This window comes from Micrococcus sp. KRD128, assembly GCF_017168395.1.
In the GTDB taxonomy this organism is placed as follows: domain Bacteria; phylum Actinomycetota; class Actinomycetes; order Actinomycetales; family Micrococcaceae; genus Micrococcus; species Micrococcus luteus.
The window spans coordinates 1,964-18,870 of record NZ_JABFAX010000003.1; the positions used below are offsets into that span (position 1 = coordinate 1,964).

Genomic DNA, 16,907 nt, shown 5'->3' on the forward strand with positions numbered 1-16,907 from the left:
TAGCGTGAGTCACGAGCGGGCTTCCTTCCGCGGATGAGTGGATGTCGCAATTCCCATCCTGCGGGGCGGAGCCCGCTCGTCTCATCTCAGCCCGTGCCTCGTGTCAAGAACCTCATGACCCACAACACCTAGCGGGGACCTCCGGTTCCGGTCGGCCGCGCGCCGGCGACAAGACCGCCGTTCCCCCCGGCTGCGATGTCGCTGGGGCGCGGTCGGGGCTGCGGCCGGGCCGGCGCGGCGCCGCGTCAGCCGGACGGACGCAGCGCCGACCAGTCCCCCGCACGCACTCGCGCCACCGTGGTGCGCAGGGCCCGTTCGGGGTCCAGCCCCGCCGCCCGGGCCCGGCGCACCAGCGCGAACAGCTCCGCCCCGAGCGCGGCCTCGTCCGGCCACACCGCCGCCGGGCGCTCCCCCGCCTCGGCGGCCGGCGCGGGGACGTGCGCGGCGAGCGGGTCCGCCTCCTGCCGGGCCGTGCGGTCGACCACCTTCGCGGCGGCGGCCAGCGCCGGCAGCCGGGCCGGGATGTCGCCGACGTCGAGGCCCGGGCCGGTGCCGCCGTCGTCGTGGGCCGGGGCGGCGGGCGAGAGCCCCGCGGCGGCCCGCTCCCGCGCCTTGACCCGCTCCCAGGCCAGCTCGACGGCCTCGGGCGTGACGGCGGCGAGCTCCTCGGCCGGGCGCAGGCCGCCCTCGGGGGTGAGCACGAGCGGGTTGCGCCGGATCATCTTGGCGGTGAGGGCGTCGGCGGCGTCGTCCAGGCGGAACCCGGCCGTCTCCGCCGGGGCGCCCGGCGCCCGGGAGACGGCGGCGTGCAGGACCACCTGGAACAGGACGTCCCCGAGCTCGGCGGCCAGGGCGGGGTACGCGCCGTCGGCCCGACGCGCGGGCACGTCGGCCCATGCTAAGGCGTCGCGGGACTCGATCTCCGCCACCGCCTCGTACGCCTCCTCCACGAGGTACTCGGCGAGGTCGGCGTGCGTGAGCGCGGCCGTCCAGGGGCAGTGGTCGCGCAGGGCCTCGACCACCACCACCAGACGGTCCACACTCGCGCTCACGGGCGGATCAGTCGTCCTCGTCCTCGTCGTCCAGCTCCTCGAGGACCGGGCCGACGGCGTCGCCGGAGATGACCTCGCCCCAGCTGGCCACGAGGATCTCGGCGAGGTCCTCGCGCTCGTCCACGGACAGGAAGGCGGCCTCGGCGGCGTTGAGTTGCAGGTCCAGCAGCTCGGAGAGCGAGTAGCCGAAGGTCTCGGCGAGCAGGTAGAGCTCGTCGGTCAGGGACACGTCCGAGACGAGCCGGTTGTCCGTGTTCACGGTGACGCGGAAGCCGAGCTGCACGAGCAGGTCGATGGGATGGCCCGCGATGCCCGCCGAGGCGTCCACCGCGCCGGTCTGCAGGTTCGAGGACGGGCAGACCTCCAGGGCGATCTGCCGGTCCCGCACCCACGCGGCGGTCTCGCCCAGGTCCACGAGGCCGGTCAGCTCGTCCAGCTGCTCGCCGTCCTCGTCCACGCCGCCGTACTCCACCGAGATGTCCTCGGCCAGGCGCACGCCGTGGCCCAGACGCAGGGCTCGGCCGTCCACGAGGGCCGAGCGGACGGAGTCCAGGCCGTCGCCCTCGCCCGCGTGCACGGTGACGGGCAGGTGGTGGGCGGCCAGCCACGTGAAGGTGTCGGCGAAGCGGGAGGGCGGGAACCCGGCCTCGGCGCCCGCGATGTCGAAGCCCACGACGCCGGCCTCGCGGTGGCGCACGGCCAGCTCGGCGATCTCCTGGGCCCGGTCGGCGTGCCGCATCGCGGTGACCAGCTGTCCCACGCGGATCACGTGGCCCGCGGCGTCGGCGGCCTCGACCGCCTCGTCCAGACCGGCCTGCACGGCCTCGACGGCCTCGTCCAGGGTCAGCCCGCCGGCCAGGTGCTGCTCGGGGGCCCAGCGGATCTCGCCGTAGACGACGCCGTCGGCGACCAGGTCCTCGACGAACTCGCGGGCCACGCGGCGCAGCTGCTCGCGGGTCTGCATCACGGCGGTGGTCAGGGCGAAGACCTGCAGGTACTTCTCGAGGGACTCGCCGTTGGCGTGCTCGGCGATCCACTCGGCCAGGCCCTCGACGGTGTCCGCGGGGACCTCGACGCCGGCCTCGCGGGCCAGGTCGAGGACGGTGCCCACGCGCAGGCCGCCGTCGAGGTGGTCGTGGAGGGAGACCTTGGGCAGGACGGCCAGGTCGACCTCGAGCGGGGAGGGGGATGCGGTGTCCGGAAGCTGCGTCGTCGTCACGGGCGTCACTCTACGGCAGGGCGCTCAGCGCAGGGCCTCCTGCTCGGCCAGGGTGAGGCCCTTCACCCCGGAGCCCAGCCGGCGGCGCAGCAGGGCCTTGAGCAGACGGTCCAGCAGCAGGCCCACGAGCGCGGCACCCGTCACGGAGACGGCGATCTGCAGCACCGGATTCTCCAGCCAGCCCGCGGTCAGGCGCGCGATCATGATCGAGTACGCGGCCCAGCTGGCCGTGGAGAGCAGGTCCAGCGCCACGAACCGCACCGGCGGATAGCGGGTGGCGCCGGCCGTGAGGTTCAGGGCCACGCGGCCGCCGGGGATGAACCGGGCGGTGAACAGCAGCAGCGCGCCGTGGCTGTGCAGGTGGTGCCGGGCGACCTCGACCGTGGCCCGCACCCGCCGCAGCCGCATCCACCGGAACCGCTCCACGCCCACGGCACGGCCGATCGCGTACGCGGCCACGTCCCCCAGGAACGCGCCCGCGAAGCCGACCCCCCACAGCGCCCACAGGGAGAACGGGTGCCCGTCGCGGACGATCGCGCCGAGGGCCACCAGCACCGACTCCGACGGGAAGATCGGCACGATTCCGTCGAGCAGGCACAGCAGCAGCGTCAGCGGCAGGACCCACCACTGCGCGGAGGCGTGGAGGATCGCCTCCTCGAGCCACGCGAGCATCCGGTCAGCCGATCCGGTCCAGGATCACGGAGCGCTCGCGCAGGGTCCGGGCGTCGACGTCGTCGAGCTCGCCGACGGCCCACCCGCCGGCGAGCGCGGCCCTCGCCCGCTCGAAGCGCTCCGGCGTGTCCGTGTGCAGGGTCAGCACCTTCTGACCCTGGGCCACGCGCTCACCGGGGCGCACGTGCACCTCGACGCCGGCCGCGGCCTGGACGGCCTGGCCCTGCCGCTCCCGCCCGGCGCCGAGGCGCCACGCGGCCAGGCCCACGGCCATCGCGTCCAGCTCGGTGAGGACGCCGTCCGTCTCCGCGACGACGTCCTCGGTGTGGGCCGCCGTCGGGAGGGCCGCGCGCGGGTCGCCGCCCTGGGCCTCGATCATCCGGTTCCACACGTCCATCGCCCGGCCGTTGGCCAGGTGCTCGGCCGGGTCCACGTCCGTGACTCCGGCGCCGGCGAGCATCGCGGCGGCGAGCGCCACGGTGAGCTCCACGACGTCGGCCGGGCCGCCGCCGGCGAGCACCTCCACCGACTCGCGGACCTCGAGGGCGTTGCCGGCCGTCCGGCCCAGGGGCACGGACATGTCCGTGAGCAGCGCCGAGGTGTCCACCCCGGCGTCCCGGCCGAGGTCCACCATGGTCCGGGCCAGCTCGCGGGCGGACGCCTCGTCCTTCATGAACGCGCCCGAGCCGCACTTGACGTCCAGCACGAGGGCCCCGGTGCCCTCGGCGATCTTCTTGGACATGATCGAGGAGGCGATCAGCGGGATGGCCTCCACCGTGCCGGTGACGTCGCGTAGGGCGTACAGACGCTTGTCCGCCGGGGCCAGGCCCGAGCCGGCCGCGCAGATCACGGCGCCCACCTCGGAGAGCTGGCGCAGCATCGCCTCGTTGCTGAGGTCGGCCCGCCACCCGGGGATCGCCTCGAGCTTGTCCAGGGTGCCGCCGGTGTGGCCGAGGCCGCGGCCGGACAGCTGCGGCACGGCCACCCCGAAGGAGGCCACGAGGGGGGCCAGCGGCAGGGTGATCTTGTCCCCCACGCCGCCGGTGGAGTGCTTGTCCGCGGTGGCCAGGGGGCGGCCGTCCGGGGTGGTGAGCCCGCCGAAGTCCATGCGCTCGCCCGAGGCGATCATCGCGTCCGTCCAGCGGGCGATCTCGGCGCGGTCCATGCCGTTGAGCAGGATCGCCATGGCCAGGGCGGACATCTGCTCGTCCGCCACCACGCCGCGGGTGTACGCGTCCACCACCCAGTCGATCTGCTCGGGGGACAGCGTCCCCCGGTCCCGCTTGGTGCGGATCACCTCGACGGCGTCGAAGGGCTCGGCCTGCGGCTGCGCGGTCATGGGGGTCTCCTCGGGGGACGGCTGCGACGGTCAGCCTCCGACTCTAGCGAGCGGGCCCGGGAGCGCGCCGCACGTCAGGGACGGTCCGCCCGCTCCAGGTCGGCCGGGCCGAAGGCGTCCGGGAGCACCGCGTCGATCCCCCGCTCCCCCGCCGAGGTGAGCAGCACGAGCCCGGGGGCGCGGAACTCGTACAGCAGCTGGCGGCACCGCCCGCAGGGCATGGTGAGCACGCCCTCGCCGTCCACGCACACGAACGCGGCCAGTCGGCCGCCCCCGCTCATGCGCAGGTCCGCCAGCAGCGCGCACTCGGCGCACAGCGTCAGCCCGTAGGACGCGTTCTCGATGTTGCAGCCCGAGACGAGGCGGCCGTCGTCGGTGAGCGCGGCGGCGCCCACCCGGAACCCCGAGTAGGGCACGTAGGCGTGCTCCGTGGCGGCCAGGGCCGCGGCCCGCAGCCGGTCCCAGTCCACGCGCGGCGCCGTCGTCGTGTGCTGCCCGTCCGCCACGGCTACTCCTTCACGTACGGCACGCCCGAGGCGGCCGGGCCGCGCGAGCGGCCCACGAGGCCGGCCACGGCGAACACCGTGACGAGGTACGGGAGCATCGCCATGAACTGGCTCGGCACCGGGGTGCCGAGGATCGCCAGGACGTACTGCATGTTGGTGGCGAAGCCGAACAGCAGCGCCGCGAAGAACGCGCCGATCGGGTTCCAGCGGCCGAAGATCACGGCCGCGAGCGCGATGAAGCCCTGGCCCGCCGTCATCTCCTTGGTGAAGGACGACGCGGAGACGAGCGTGAAGAACGCCCCGCCCATGCCGGCCACCGCACCGCCCAGCAGGACGGCGGCGTACCGCGTGCGGTTCACGTCGATGCCCACGGTGTCCGCGGCCTTGGGATGCTCGCCCACGGCGCGCACGCGCAGGCCCCAGCGGGTGCGGAACAGGGCGAACCACAGCGCGATCACGAGCAGGTACATCGCGTAGCCCAGGATCGTCTGGTCGAACAGAATGGGCCCGAGCACGGGGATGTCCGCCAGGCCCGGAATCCGCAGGTTCGGGAAGTGCGGCGGCGCGTTGAGCTCGGTGTCCCCGCCCGTGAGGACGGTGGAGTACAGGAAGCTCGTCAGGCCGGCCACGAGCACGTTGAGCACGACGCCGACGATCACCTGGTTGACCAGGTACTTGATCGAGAACACGGCGAGCAGCCAGGACACGAGGACGCCGGCCACGATGGCGGCGGCCAGGCCCGCCCAGGGCGAGCCGGTGGCGGTGCCGACGACGGCGGCCGTGAACGCGCCCGCCAGCAGCTGACCCTCGATCGCGATGTTCACCACGCCCGAACGCTCGGCCAGGATGCCGGCCATCGAGCCGAAGATCAGCGGGACGGCCAGTGCGAACGACCCGGCGATCAGGCCGGTGAGGAACACGGTGGTGTTGTCCGCCGAGCCGATCACCCAGATGAGGAACGCGGCCACGAACGCGACGGCGAACAGGGCGGCGGCCCAGCCGGGGGTGCGCCCCGAGCGCAGGGTCGCCAGCCAGGCCACCACGGTGAGCACCGCCATGAGCCCGACGAGCAGCCAGCCCCCCAGCACGGGCTCGGCGGTCAGGTCCGGGAGCACGACGGCGTCGGACGCGTGGGAGAGCCGGAAGGTCGCCGTCGCCTCGGGGGCGCCGAGGGCGAAGACGGCCAGGGCCAGCAGGGTCAGGGCCGTCAGGGCGATCGGGGTGGTCCAGTGCCGGACCACGACCCGGGCGGGCTCGGCGGCCTCGGGGCGGACGACGTCGGCGTGGGGCCGGGCGGCGGTCGCGCTCATCGGGCGTCCCCCTTCTGCTCGTGCGGGCGATGGGTCGGGGCGGCGTCCGTGGGCTGGGTGGTCGGAGCCTGCGGGTCCGCGACGGCGGCGGCCGCGGCCTCCTGGACGCCCGTGGACGGGGCGGCGGCGTGGCCGCCGGCGCCGGTCAGCGCGGCGCCGGCCACGGCGGGCTGGGTCACGGGGTCGGCGGCGCGGCGGGCGCGGGCGGCGCCCGGGGCGGGCAGTCGGAAGATGGCACGCACCAGCGGCGGGGCTGCGATGAGCAGCACGATCACGGACTGCACCACGAGGACGATGTCGACCGGCACCCCGGTCTCGGTCTGCATGGTCACGCCGCCGGCGCGCAGGGCGCCGAAGAGCAGACCCGCGAACAGCACGCCCACCGGGTGGGACCGGCCGAGCAGGGCCACCGTGATCGCGTCGAAGCCGAAGGACCCGGCCACGGAGGTGTTCAGCGTGCTCTCCGTGCCGGCCACGTGGGTGGCGCCGGCCAGGCCGGCGAGGCCGCCGGAGATCGCCATGGCGGCCACGTAGGAGCCCTTCACGGAGATGCCGGCCGTGCGGGCGGCGTCCGGGTTGGCGCCCACGGCGCGCAGGCGGAAGCCGAGGGTGGAGCGCTGCATCAGCCACCACGTGAAGAGCACGGCCAGCAGCGCGACGAAGAAGCCCCAGTGCAGCCGGAAGTCGGTCCCCAGCAGCCGCGGTAACATGGCGGAGCGGTCCAGCGGAGCGGACACCGGGTTCGTGGTGTCGGGCGCCCGCAGGATGGGGGTGTTCAGCAGGTACGCGAGCAGGTTCACCGCCACGTAGTTGAGCATGATCGTGAGGATCACCTCGTGCGCGCCCGTCCAGGCCTTGAGCACGCCGACGACGGAGCCCCACAGCACGCCGCCGAGCACGCCCATCACGACGACGAGCAGCAGGTGCACGCCGGGCGGCAGGTGCAGGTGCACGCCGAACCACGTGGCGAACATGGCGCCGAAGATGAACTGGCCCTGGCCGCCGATGTTGAACAGGCCCGCCCGGAAGGCGATGGCGATGCCCAGCGAGATGATGATCAGCGGGGTCGCCACGGTGAGGGTCTCGGTGAGCGGGTAGAGCATGCCCGTCGCGTCCGAGGCCCGGTAGTTGAAGACGGCGCCGCGGAACAGGGCCGCGAAGGCTCCGGCGAACGCGGCCCAGGCGGCGGAGAGCAGGTCGCCCGGGCGGGCGAAGAAATAGCCGGCGGCGTCGCGGACGTCCTCGTCCACGGCGATGATCAGCAGGCCGGAGATCAGCAGGGACAGCAGGATCGCCAGGGCGGTGACCGTGCCGTTGCCCGAGAGGATCCGGCGCAGGGCGGAGTCGGCGGGGGCGGGCCGGACGGCGGTGCTCACGGGCGCTCTCCTTCCGTGGTGGGGTGGGCGGCGGGCGCCGCGCCGGCGGCGCCGGGCGTGCCCGCGGCGACGTCCGCGCCGGAGGCGAGGGCCGCGTCGTCGGGGGTCTGGCCGGCCATCATGAGGCCGAACGTCTCGCGCGAGGTGTCCCCCGGCACGATGCCGACGATCCGCCCGTGGTACATCACGGCGATCCGGTCGGCCAGCTCGAGGACCTCGTCCAGCTCGGTGGAGACGATCAGCACGGGGGTGCCGGCGTCGCGCTCGGCGATGATCCGGTCGTGCAGGAACTCGATCGAGCCGACGTCCACGCCGCGCGTGGGCTGCGAGGCGATGAACAGGCGCAGCCCGTCCACGAGCTCGCGGGCCATGACGACCTTCTGCTGGTTGCCTCCCGAGAGGGAGGAGACCGGCAGGTCCACGCCCTGGGTGCGGACGTCGAACTCGGCCACGCGGCGCTCGGCGAGCGCCCGCACCGCGGCGGGGCGCATCTGCACGGCGTTGCCGGCCGGGGCGACGTCGTACCGGTTGAGCACCATGTTCTCCGCCACGGAGAACGGGCCGACGAGCCCGTCCGTGGAGCGGTCCTCAGGCACGAAGCCGACGCCGGAGCGGATGATCTGGCGGGTGGACCGGCCGATCAGCTCCCGGCCGTCCAGGGTGACGGAGCCGGTGGCCTTGACCAGGCCCATGATCGCCTCGGTCAGCTCGGTCTGCCCGTTGCCCTGCACACCGGCCACGGCGAGGACCTCACCCTGGCGGATGGCGAAGGACACGGCGTCCAGCAGCACCTGGCCCGTGGGCGAGACCACGGAGAGGTCCTCGACGCGGAACGTCTCCTCCCCCAGGGTCGGGGCCGTCTTGCGCCGCTCGAGGACGACGCTCCGGCCCACCATGAGCGCGGCCAGCTCGGCGGCCTCGGCGGAGGGGTCCGCCGTGCCGACCACGCGGCCGCGGCGCAGCACGGTGATGTCGTCCGAGACGGCCTTGACCTCGCGCAGCTTGTGGGAGATGAACACGATCGCCGTGCCGTCCGCGCGCAGCTGGCGGATGATGCCGAGCAGCTCGTCGGTCTCCTGCGGAGTGAGCACGGCGGTCGGCTCGTCCAGGATGAGGATGCGCGCATCGCGGACGAGGGCCTTGATGATCTCGACGCGCTGCTGCACGCCCACGGGCAGGTCCTCGACGACGGCGTCCGGGTCCACGTCGAAGCCGTACTGGGCGGAGATCTCCCGGATCCGCCGGCGGGTGGCCTCGAGGTCGAGCACGCCGAGGGCGCGGGTGTGCTCGTCGCCGAGGGCCACGTTCTCGGCCACCGTGAAGACGGGCACGAGCATGAAGTGCTGGTGCACCATGCCGATGCCCGCGCGCATGGCCTCACCGGGACCGGAGAACCGGACGGGCTCGCCGTCGAGCAGGATCTCCCCCTCGGTGGGCTCGTAGAGCCCGAAGAGGACGTTCATCAGGGTGGACTTGCCGGCGCCGTTCTCGCCGAGGAGGGTGTGCACCCGCCCCGACTCCACGGTCAGGTTCACGTCCTCGTTCGCGGCGAACGAGCCGAAGCGCTTGGTGATCCCGCGCAGTTCGAGCCTCATCGAGGGCCTTCCGTCTGGTCGATGCTCGTGGTGCCGCGCTCGGCGGCGGGGGCGGGCCGGGCGCCCGCGCGCCGCGGGGCCGGTCCGGAGGGGTCCGGGCCGGCCCTGCGGCGATGGCGAGGCGGGTCAGGCCTCCGGGGAGTACTCCGAGCCGACCTTCAGCTCGCCCGAGATGATCTTCGCCTCGAGGTCCTTGAGCTCGTCCTTGAGCTCCTGCGGCACCGTGTCCTCGAAGTCGTGGAACGGGGCCAGCTCGACGCCCTTGTTCTCCAGCGTGCCCACGTAGGGCTCGGCCGAGAACTCGTCCTTCAGGTCCGCGGCGATCACGTCGGAGACGGACTGGCCCATGTTCTTCTTCACCGAGGTGAGGATCAGGTTGCCGTCCTTGGTGGACTCGTAGCCGTCCGAGTCCGGCCAGATGACCTTGACGTCCTTGCCGCCCTGGTTCGCCTCGCGGACGGCGTCCAGGGTGCCCAGGCCCACGGGGCCGGCCACCGGCATCACGATGTCCGCGCCCTCGTTGATGAAGTTGGCGGTGTTCGTCTTGCCGTTGGCCACGTTCTTGAAGTCGCCCGTGAAGGAGCCGGTCTTCGCGTCCTTGTCCCAGCCCAGGACCTTGACGTCCTTGTCCTTGACCTCGTTGTAGTGCGCCACGCCGCGGGCGAAGCCGTCCATGAAGATGGTGACGGTGGGCAACTCGGCCCCTCCGTAGGTGGCCACGGTGCCGGTCTCGGTGGTGCCCGCGGCCAGGTAGCCGGCCAGGAACGCCGCCTGCGCGGTGTCGTAGGTGAGCTTCTGGAAGTTGTCGCTGAAGTCGCCGTCGGTGACGTCCACGCCGAAGAAGTGGGTCTCGGCGTTCTGCGCGGAGACCGGCAGCATCGCCTTGCCGAGCATGAAGCCCACGCCGATGACGGCGTCGCAGTCGGCGTTGACCAGGGCGGTCACGTTCGGGGTGTACTCGCTGGGCTCGTTCGACTCGGCCTCGCTGGTGGTGATGCCGTAGGCCTTCTCGGCGGCCTTGAGGCCCTCGTAGGAGGACTGGTTGAAGGAGCGGTCGTCGAAGCCGCCCTCGTCCGAGACGATGCAGGCCTTGTAGTCCTTGTTGTCCGAGCCGACGCCGTCCACCGTGGCGATGGCCTCGCTCTCGGCGGCGCCGGAGCCCGAGGCCTCGGACTGCTCCGGCGGGGCGCCGCAGGCGGTCAGCAGCAGGCCGGAGACGCCGAGCGCGGCGGCGGGGAGCAGGAGACGACGGCGGCGCGCGGCCGACGGGGTGGCGATGCCCATGGGGGTCCTCATTTCGGAAGGCAGGGTGCGAGGTTCGTGGCCGCTGGCCGCGGAAAGACGGGGCCCGTGCGGGTGGCCCCGTCCGGATGAGCGCGAGTCTACCGAACGGTTGGCCCGTCCCCTCCGGCGGGGGCGGGCGGCGGGGTCAGTGGTGGTCCTCGCCCGTGAGCACCTGCAGCGCGGCGGCGGTGAAGACCCGCATGCCCACGCCGATGGCCCGCTCGTCCGGCGCGTAGTCCCCGCGGTGCAGATCGTAGATGGGGCCACCCGGGGACCGGGTGCCGAGGCGCAGCATGGAGCCGGGCACCTGCTGGGTCATCCAGGCGAAGTCCTCGCCGCCCATCGACTGCGGGGTCAGGAGGATCGCCCGCGAGCCGAGCTCCCGCCGCGCCGCGGTCTCGATCAGCGCCGTCTCGCCCTCGGTGTTGTGCACCGGCGGGACGCCGCGCACGTGCTCGAGCTGCACGTGCACGCCGTACGGCGCGGCGACCTGCCGGACCACCTCGTCGAGCAGCGCACCGGCCTCCTCCCACACGTCCGCGTCGAGGCAGCGCATGGTCCCGGCCAGGTAGCCGGTGTTGTCGATCGCGTTGGGCGCGCTGCCGGCGGCGATCTGCCCCCACACCACGGAGACGGCCGAACGCACGTCGATCCGCCGGGAGAGCACGGCGGGCACGTTCACGGCGATCTGGGACAGGGCGAAGACCATGTCCTCGGTGAGGTGAGGCCGCGAGGTGTGCCCCCCGCGTCCGGTGAGGGTGATCCGGATCGTGTCCGCCGCCGAGGTGATGGCGCCGATGCGGGTGCCGATCGAGCCGACATCGACCTGGGGGTCGCAGTGCGCCGCCAGGATGCGGGGCACGTCGTCGAGGATCCCCTGACGCAGCACGGCCAGGGAGCCGCCGGGCAGCCGCTCCTCCGCGGGCTGGAAGATGACGCGGACCGTGCCGTGGACCCGCTCGCCGGCCGCGCGCAGGTCGGCGTCGGCGGTGGCCCCGCGGAGGATGCGGCCGAGGGCGACGGCCACACCCGCCATGACGGCGGTGTGCATGTCGTGGCCGCACGCGTGCGCGACGCCGTCATTGACGGACACGTAGGGCAGGCCGGTCTCCTCCTCGACCGGCAGCGCGTCGATGTCCGCGCGCAGGGCCAGCACCACCGGCCCCTCCCCGACGTCCACGTAGGCGCCCGTGGACTCCATCCGCACGGGCGAGAGCCCGTAGCCGGAGAGCAGCTCCACGATGCGGTCGGTGGTGCGGTACTCCTCATAGGAGAGCTCGGGATGCCGGTGCAGGTCCCGGCGGAAGGACACGATCTCGTCCTCGAGCTCGGCCACCACGGGGCCCACCGAGGGGACGGACGTCGGACGGGGCCCGGTCAGCACGGAGTCGGAGGTGGTCATGGCCCAGCACCCTACTCCGGGGGTGCCGGTCGGTGGGGGCCGGACCCGGCCGGGGACACGGTCAGAGGACCTCGTCCACGCCCTCCGCCTTGAGCGCCTCGACGGCCTTCTTGACCTCCTGGGCGTGCTCCGTGGTGGTGACCAGCAGCGCGTCCTCGGTGTCCACCACGACGACGTCCTCGATGCCGATCAAGGCGATGACGCGCTTCGTGTCCGTCACCACGACGCCGGACGCGTCGTCCGAGTACACGCGCGGGGTGTCCCCGATCACCGTGATGCCGGAGGCGTCCTTGACCGGGTTCAGGCGGGCGATCGCCGCGAAGTCCCCCACGTCGTCCCACGTGAAGGAGCCGGGGATCACGGCCACGTCGCCGACGGCGGCGGCGGGCTCGGCCACGGCGTAGTCGATGGCGGTCTTCGTCAGCTCGGGCCACACCCGGGCCATGACCTCGTCCCGCTCCGGCGTCTCCCACGCGCGGGCGATCTCCATCAGGCCGGCGTGCAGCGCGGGCTCGTTCTCCTCGAGGTGGGCCAGCATGAGGCCCACGGGCGCCACGAACATGCCCGCGTTCCAGAGGTAGCGGCCGGACTTCACGTACTGCTGGGCGACCTTCAGGTCCGGCTTCTCCACGAACGCGGCGACGTCATGCGCGTCCGGAGCGCCGGCCACGCGGAGGCGGCGGCCCCGGCGGATGTAGCCGAAGCCCGTGGCCGCGTGCGTGGGCTCAATGCCGATGGTCACGATCCGGCCGGTGGCCGCCGTCTCGACGGCCTGCCGCACCGCGTCCTGGAAGACCTCCACCGGGGAGATCACCTGATCCGCCGCGAACGAGCCCATGATCGTGTCCGGGTCACGCAGGGAGAGGATCGCCGCGGCCAGGCCGATGGCGGCCGCGGAGTCCTTGGGCGAGGGCTCGAGCACCAGATCCGTCTCCGCCAGATCCGGCAGCTGCATGCACACCGCCTCCCGGTGGGCCTCCCCGGTCACCACGAGCATGCCCGCGGCCAGGGGCGCCAGACGGTCCCACGTGGCACGGATCAGGGTCTGGCCCGAGCCGGTGAGGTCGTGGAGGAACTTCGGGGCGGCGGCCCGCGAGAGGGGCCACAGGCGGGTGCCCACGCCCCCGGCGGGGATCACGGCGTGGAAGCGGGACAGGGCCGTGCCCGGCGCGGCCTCGCGCGGGGCATCGGTCAGGTTCGGATCGGTGCTCACCGGCCCAGACTACGGAACCGTCCGGACGGGGGACCACTCGACGCGTCCCAGGCGGGGCACAGCCCAGACCGAACAGGACGGCGGCGGGGCGCCGCACGCGTCACAGTGGTCGCCCGGGTCCCCGATCGGGCACGGAGGCGCGGGAAGGGTCTACCCTAGGCGGAGGAATCCACTCGCACACGCCCCTGCCCGTCGTCGTCCCACGGCGGAGGACCGGGATCGTGCATTCCCCCTGGAGGTATCAACCGTGTCTAGCGCCACTGCGCAGGCCCCGGCCAAGAACGGCCGCGGAACCCTGTACCGGGGCCACGGCGGCATGTGGTCCTGGGTGGGCCACCGCGTCACCGGCGTCGTCATCTTCTTCTACCTGCTCGTCCACGTGCTGGACACGGCCCTGGTCCGGGTCTCCCCCGAGGCTTACGACGCCGTGATCGGCTCGTACAAGACGTGGTACTTCGCGCTCGGCGAGGCCGGCCTCGTCGCGGCGATCATCTTCCACGCCCTGAACGGCCTGCGCATCATCCTGGTCGACTTCTGGAAGGGCGGCACCCAGCACCACAAGACCCTGCTGTGGATCGTGCTGGGGCTGTGGGCCGTCCTGACCCTGGGCTTCGCCATCCGTCACTTCAGCCTCGCACTCGGAGGTCACTGAGCCATGAGCACCACCGCTGAGACCACCATCGCGGCGCCCCGCAGCCGCCGTCTGGACCCCAAGTACACGCGCGACGGCGGCGGCCGCGGCAACTTCGAGATGCTCGCCTGGCTGTTCATGCGCATCTCGGGCGTTTTCCTCGTCGTGCTGATCGCCGTGCACCTGACCACCAACCTGCTGGTGGGCGACGGCATCCACGCCGTCGACTTCGGCTTCGTGGCCGGCAAGTGGGCGCACCCGCTGTGGCAGTTCTGGGACCTGGCCCTCCTGTGGCTGGCCATGCTGCACGGCGCCAACGGCGTGCGCACGATCATCAATGACTACACCCGTCGCGGCACCGGCCGGTTCTGGCTGACGATGATCCTGTACATCGCCACGGCCGTGGTCATCATCCTCGGCACCCTGGTGATCTTCACCTTCGATCCCTGCATGGTGGACGCCTCCGGCGCCCTGCTCGAGGGCTCCCCGGCCTTCTGCGGCTGACCCCGGAAACGCTCACCCTGCGGTGCGGCCGGCCCGAGCGGCCGCCGCGTCACAGACACCCAGAAAGAGAGACCTGAATGCAGGTGCACAAGTACGACGTGGTGATCGTCGGCGCCGGCGGCGCGGGCATGCGCGCGGCCATCGAGGCCGGTCAGCGCGCGCACACCGCCGTCCTCACCAAGATCTACCCCACGCGTTCCCACACCGGCGCGGCCCAGGGCGGCATGTGCGCGGCCCTCGCCAACGTCGAGGAGGACAACTGGGAGTGGCACACGTTCGACACCGTCAAGGGCGGCGACTACCTGGTGGACCAGGACGCCGCGGAGGTCATGGCCAAGGAGGCCATCGACGCGGTGCTGGACCTCGAGAAGATGGGCCTGCCCTTCAACCGCACCCCCGAGGGCAAGATCGACCAGCGCCGCTTCGGCGGCCACACCCGTGACCACGGCAAGGCGCCCGTGCGCCGCGCCTGCTACGCCGCGGACCGCACCGGCCACATGATCCTCCAGACGCTGTACCAGAACTGCGTCAAGCACAACGTGGAGTTCTTCAACGAGTTCTACGTGCTCGACCTGCTGCTGGTGGAGGAGGACGCCGTGCGCGAGGACGGCACCGCCTACAAGCAGAAGCGCACCGCCGGCGTCGTCTCCTACGAGCTGGCCACCGGCGAGATCCACGTCTTCCAGGCCAAGTCGGTCATCTTCGCCACCGGCGGCGCCGGCAAGGTGTACAAGACCACCTCGAACGCCCACACCCTCACCGGCGACGGCATGGCCATCGCCTACCGCGCGGGCCTGCCGCTCGAGGACATGGAGTTCGTGCAGTTCCACCCGACCGGCCTGGCCGGCCTGGGCATCCTGCTCTCCGAGGCCGCACGCGGCGAGGGCGGCATCCTCCGCAACGCGGACGGCGAGCGCTTCATGGAGCGCTACGCCCCCACCATCAAGGACCTCGCCCCGCGCGACATCGTGGCCCGGTCCATGGCCGAGGAGGTCCGTCAGGGCCGCGGCGCCGGCCCCAACAAGGACTACGTGCTGCTCGACCTGACGCACCTGGAGCCCTCGCACATCGACGAGAAGCTCCCGGACATCACCGAGTTCGCCCGCACGTACCTGGGCGTCGAGCCCTACACGGAGCCGGTGCCGGTGTTCCCCACCTGCCACTACTTCATGGGCGGCATCCCCACGAACATCAAGGCCGAGGTCCTCCAGGACAACGACACCGTCGTGCCGGGCCTGTACGCCGCCGGTGAGGTGGCCTGCGTGTCCGTGCACGGGTCCAACCGCCTGGGCACCAACTCGCTGCTGGACATCAACGTGTTCGGCCGCCGCGCCGGCATCTACGCCGCCGAGTACGCCACGCAGGCGGACTGGGTGGAGCTGCCCGAGGGCGGCGAGCTGCCGACCGTGGAGCACATCGAGAACCTGCGCTCCGCCACCGGCTCCGAGCGCGTCGCGGACATCCGCGCCGAGCTCCAGGAGTCCATGGACGCGGACATGCAGGTCTTCCGCGACGAGGACTCGATCCGCCGCGCACTGGCCAAGATCGAGGAGCTGCGCGGGCGCTACGAGAACGTGTCCGTCCAGGACAAGGGCCACCGCTTCAACCTCGACCTGCTCGAGGGCATGGAGCTGGGCTACCTCCTGGACATCGCCGAGGCGATGACCCTCGCGGCCCTGGGCCGCAAGGAGTCCCGCGGAGGCCACTACCGCGAGGACTACCCCGACCGCGACGACGAGAACTTCATGGCGCACACCATGATCTACCGTGACGAGACCGCGGAGATGGAGGGCGTCAAGGGCATCCGCTTCGAGACCAAGCCCGTCGTCGTGACCCGTTACCAGCCGATGGAGCGTAAGTACTGATGAGCCACTCAGCAACCGAGACCGAGGCCCCCGTGGCCCAGGCGCAGACCCAGTCCGCCGGCGGCGGCGCAGGCGAGGTCGAGAGCTTCGACATCGTGCTCAAGGTCCGCCGCTACCTCCCGGAGTCCTCCGAGGAGTCCTACTGGGACGAGTGGCGCCTGACCATGTACGGCACCGACCGCGTGCTGGACGCCCTGCACAAGGTCAAGTGGGACCATGACGGCACCCTGTCGTTCCGCCGCTCCTGCGCCCACGGCGTGTGCGGCTCCGACGCCATGCGCATCAACGGCCGCAACCGGCTGGCCTGCAAGACGCTCCTGAAGGACCTCGACCTGTCCAAGCCCATCCTGGTGGAGCCCATCAAGGGCCTGCCGGTGGAGAAGGACCTGATCGTGGACATGGACCCGTTCTTCCAGTCCTACCGCGAGATCATGCCGTTCCTGGTCGCCGAGGGCCACGCGCCCACCAAGGAGCGCTACCAGTCCCAAGCCGACCGGGCGATCTACGACGACACCACCAAGTGCATCCTGTGCGCCGCGTGCACCTCGTCCTGCCCGGTGTTCTGGACGGACGGCCAGTACTTCGGCCCGGCCGCCATCGTCAACGCGCACCGGTTCATCTTCGACTCGCGTGACGAGGCCGGTGACATGCGCCTGGAGATCCTGAACGACAAGGAGGGCGTGTGGCGCTGCCGCACCACCTTCAACTGCACCGACGCGTGCCCCCGCGGCATCCAGGTGACCAAGGCGATCGCCGAGGTGAAGCAGGCCATCCTGGCCCGCCAGTTCTGATCCCCCGCACCACGACGGCGGCCCGTCTCCTCACGCGAGGAGGCGGGCCGCCGTCGTCGTGGAGGGGGTGCCCCTTCCGCCGAGGCCCGCAGACGCGCCGTCACCGGCCCGGCGTAGCGGCGTGTGTGCGGGCCTCAGCGCGGGGACG

15 protein-coding genes are annotated in these 16,907 nt (G+C 72.5%); 4 read left to right on the forward strand and 11 right to left on the reverse strand.

Annotated features, from left to right (window positions below):
* Window positions 1-245: 245 nt before the first annotated feature.
* From J1M44_RS01115 to J1M44_RS01165, 11 genes are all read right to left on the reverse strand, one after another.
* Complete coding sequence (locus J1M44_RS01115; RefSeq protein ID WP_206480393.1) at window positions 246-1,052, reverse strand: MazG nucleotide pyrophosphohydrolase domain-containing protein; 807 nt, start codon at window positions 1,050-1,052, stop codon at window positions 246-248.
* Window positions 1,053-1,059: 7 nt separating this feature from the next.
* A complete protein-coding gene (locus tag J1M44_RS01120; RefSeq protein WP_206480394.1) occupies window positions 1,060-2,271 on the reverse strand; it encodes an adenosine deaminase in 1,212 nt (403 codons plus the stop codon).
* A gap of 24 nt (window positions 2,272-2,295) precedes the next feature.
* Window positions 2,296-2,943, reverse strand: a complete 648-nt coding sequence (locus J1M44_RS01125) for a DedA family protein (RefSeq protein WP_002856558.1) — start codon at window positions 2,941-2,943, stop codon at window positions 2,296-2,298.
* A gap of 4 nt (window positions 2,944-2,947) precedes the next feature.
* Window positions 2,948-4,282: a thymidine phosphorylase gene (locus tag J1M44_RS01130; protein ID WP_002856560.1), complete on the reverse strand. Its 1,335-nt coding sequence runs from the start codon at window positions 4,280-4,282 to the stop codon at window positions 2,948-2,950.
* A 74-nt stretch (window positions 4,283-4,356) separates the two neighbouring features.
* Complete coding sequence (locus J1M44_RS01135) at window positions 4,357-4,788, reverse strand: cytidine deaminase (RefSeq protein WP_126860831.1); 432 nt, start codon at window positions 4,786-4,788, stop codon at window positions 4,357-4,359.
* A 2-nt stretch (window positions 4,789-4,790) separates the two neighbouring features.
* Complete coding sequence (locus J1M44_RS01140) at window positions 4,791-6,098, reverse strand: ABC transporter permease (RefSeq protein ID WP_206396103.1); 1,308 nt, start codon at window positions 6,096-6,098, stop codon at window positions 4,791-4,793.
* Complete coding sequence (locus J1M44_RS01145) at window positions 6,095-7,474, reverse strand: ABC transporter permease subunit (RefSeq protein ID WP_206480395.1); 1,380 nt, start codon at window positions 7,472-7,474, stop codon at window positions 6,095-6,097. Before J1M44_RS01145 ends, J1M44_RS01140 begins: the two co-directional genes overlap by 4 nt.
* On the reverse strand, window positions 7,471-9,069 hold the full coding sequence (locus J1M44_RS01150; RefSeq protein WP_206480396.1) for an ABC transporter ATP-binding protein: 1,599 nt from the start codon (window positions 9,067-9,069) through the stop codon (window positions 7,471-7,473). The genes J1M44_RS01145 and J1M44_RS01150 overlap by 4 nt, the downstream gene beginning before the upstream one ends.
* 126 nt (window positions 9,070-9,195) lie before the next feature.
* On the reverse strand, window positions 9,196-10,353 hold the full coding sequence (locus J1M44_RS01155; RefSeq protein WP_095695387.1) for a BMP family lipoprotein: 1,158 nt from the start codon (window positions 10,351-10,353) through the stop codon (window positions 9,196-9,198).
* Between the two features lie 145 nt (window positions 10,354-10,498).
* Window positions 10,499-11,755: an amidohydrolase gene (locus J1M44_RS01160; RefSeq protein ID WP_095695386.1), complete on the reverse strand. Its 1,257-nt coding sequence runs from the start codon at window positions 11,753-11,755 to the stop codon at window positions 10,499-10,501.
* A gap of 61 nt (window positions 11,756-11,816) precedes the next feature.
* Window positions 11,817-12,968, reverse strand: coding sequence for a mannose-1-phosphate guanylyltransferase (locus J1M44_RS01165; protein ID WP_060775495.1), 1,152 nt, complete (start codon window positions 12,966-12,968; stop codon window positions 11,817-11,819).
* Window positions 12,969-13,215: 247 nt separating this feature from the next.
* On the opposite strand from J1M44_RS01165, the gene sdhC reads away from it, so the two are divergent.
* The 4 genes from sdhC (at window position 13,216) to J1M44_RS01185 (ending at window position 16,759) form a co-directional block, all read left to right on the forward strand.
* A complete protein-coding gene (gene sdhC, locus J1M44_RS01170) occupies window positions 13,216-13,620 on the forward strand; it encodes a succinate dehydrogenase, cytochrome b556 subunit (RefSeq protein WP_073115981.1) in 405 nt (134 codons plus the stop codon).
* Window positions 13,621-13,623: 3 nt separating this feature from the next.
* Entirely contained in the window at window positions 13,624-14,103 is a 480-nt protein-coding gene (locus J1M44_RS01175; RefSeq protein ID WP_206480397.1) for a succinate dehydrogenase hydrophobic membrane anchor subunit, read from the forward strand.
* 77 nt (window positions 14,104-14,180) lie between these two features.
* The gene (gene sdhA, locus J1M44_RS01180) at window positions 14,181-15,968 is read left to right on the forward strand and encodes a succinate dehydrogenase flavoprotein subunit (RefSeq protein WP_049161370.1); all 1,788 of its coding nucleotides are present in this window, start codon (window positions 14,181-14,183) and stop codon (window positions 15,966-15,968) included.
* Window positions 15,968-16,759 carry a succinate dehydrogenase iron-sulfur subunit gene (locus J1M44_RS01185; RefSeq protein WP_036381948.1) on the forward strand — a complete coding sequence of 264 codons (792 nt, stop codon included), beginning with the start codon at window positions 15,968-15,970 and terminating at the stop codon, window positions 16,757-16,759. Before sdhA ends, J1M44_RS01185 begins: the two co-directional genes overlap by 1 nt.
* The last annotated feature ends 148 nt before the right edge of the window (window positions 16,760-16,907 follow it).

Bases quoted from the DNA above. Each gene is read 5' to 3' on its own strand.
- J1M44_RS01150 (WP_206480396.1), bottom strand. From the start codon at position 9,069: ATGAGGCTCGAACTGCGCGGGATCACCAAGCGCTTCGGCTCGTTCGCC.
- J1M44_RS01125 (WP_002856558.1), bottom strand. From the start codon at position 2,943: ATGCTCGCGTGGCTCGAGGAGGCGATCCTCCACGCCTCCGCGCAGTGG.
- J1M44_RS01155 (WP_095695387.1), bottom strand. From the start codon at position 10,353: ATGGGCATCGCCACCCCGTCGGCCGCGCGCCGCCGTCGTCTCCTGCTC.
- J1M44_RS01185 (WP_036381948.1), top strand. From the start codon at position 15,968: ATGAGCCACTCAGCAACCGAGACCGAGGCCCCCGTGGCCCAGGCGCAG.
- sdhA (WP_049161370.1), top strand. From the start codon at position 14,181: ATGCAGGTGCACAAGTACGACGTGGTGATCGTCGGCGCCGGCGGCGCG.
- J1M44_RS01140 (WP_206396103.1), bottom strand. From the start codon at position 6,098: ATGAGCGCGACCGCCGCCCGGCCCCACGCCGACGTCGTCCGCCCCGAG.
- J1M44_RS01160 (WP_095695386.1), bottom strand. From the start codon at position 11,755: ATGACCACCTCCGACTCCGTGCTGACCGGGCCCCGTCCGACGTCCGTC.
- J1M44_RS01175 (WP_206480397.1), top strand. From the start codon at position 13,624: ATGAGCACCACCGCTGAGACCACCATCGCGGCGCCCCGCAGCCGCCGT.
- J1M44_RS01130 (WP_002856560.1), bottom strand. From the start codon at position 4,282: ATGACCGCGCAGCCGCAGGCCGAGCCCTTCGACGCCGTCGAGGTGATC.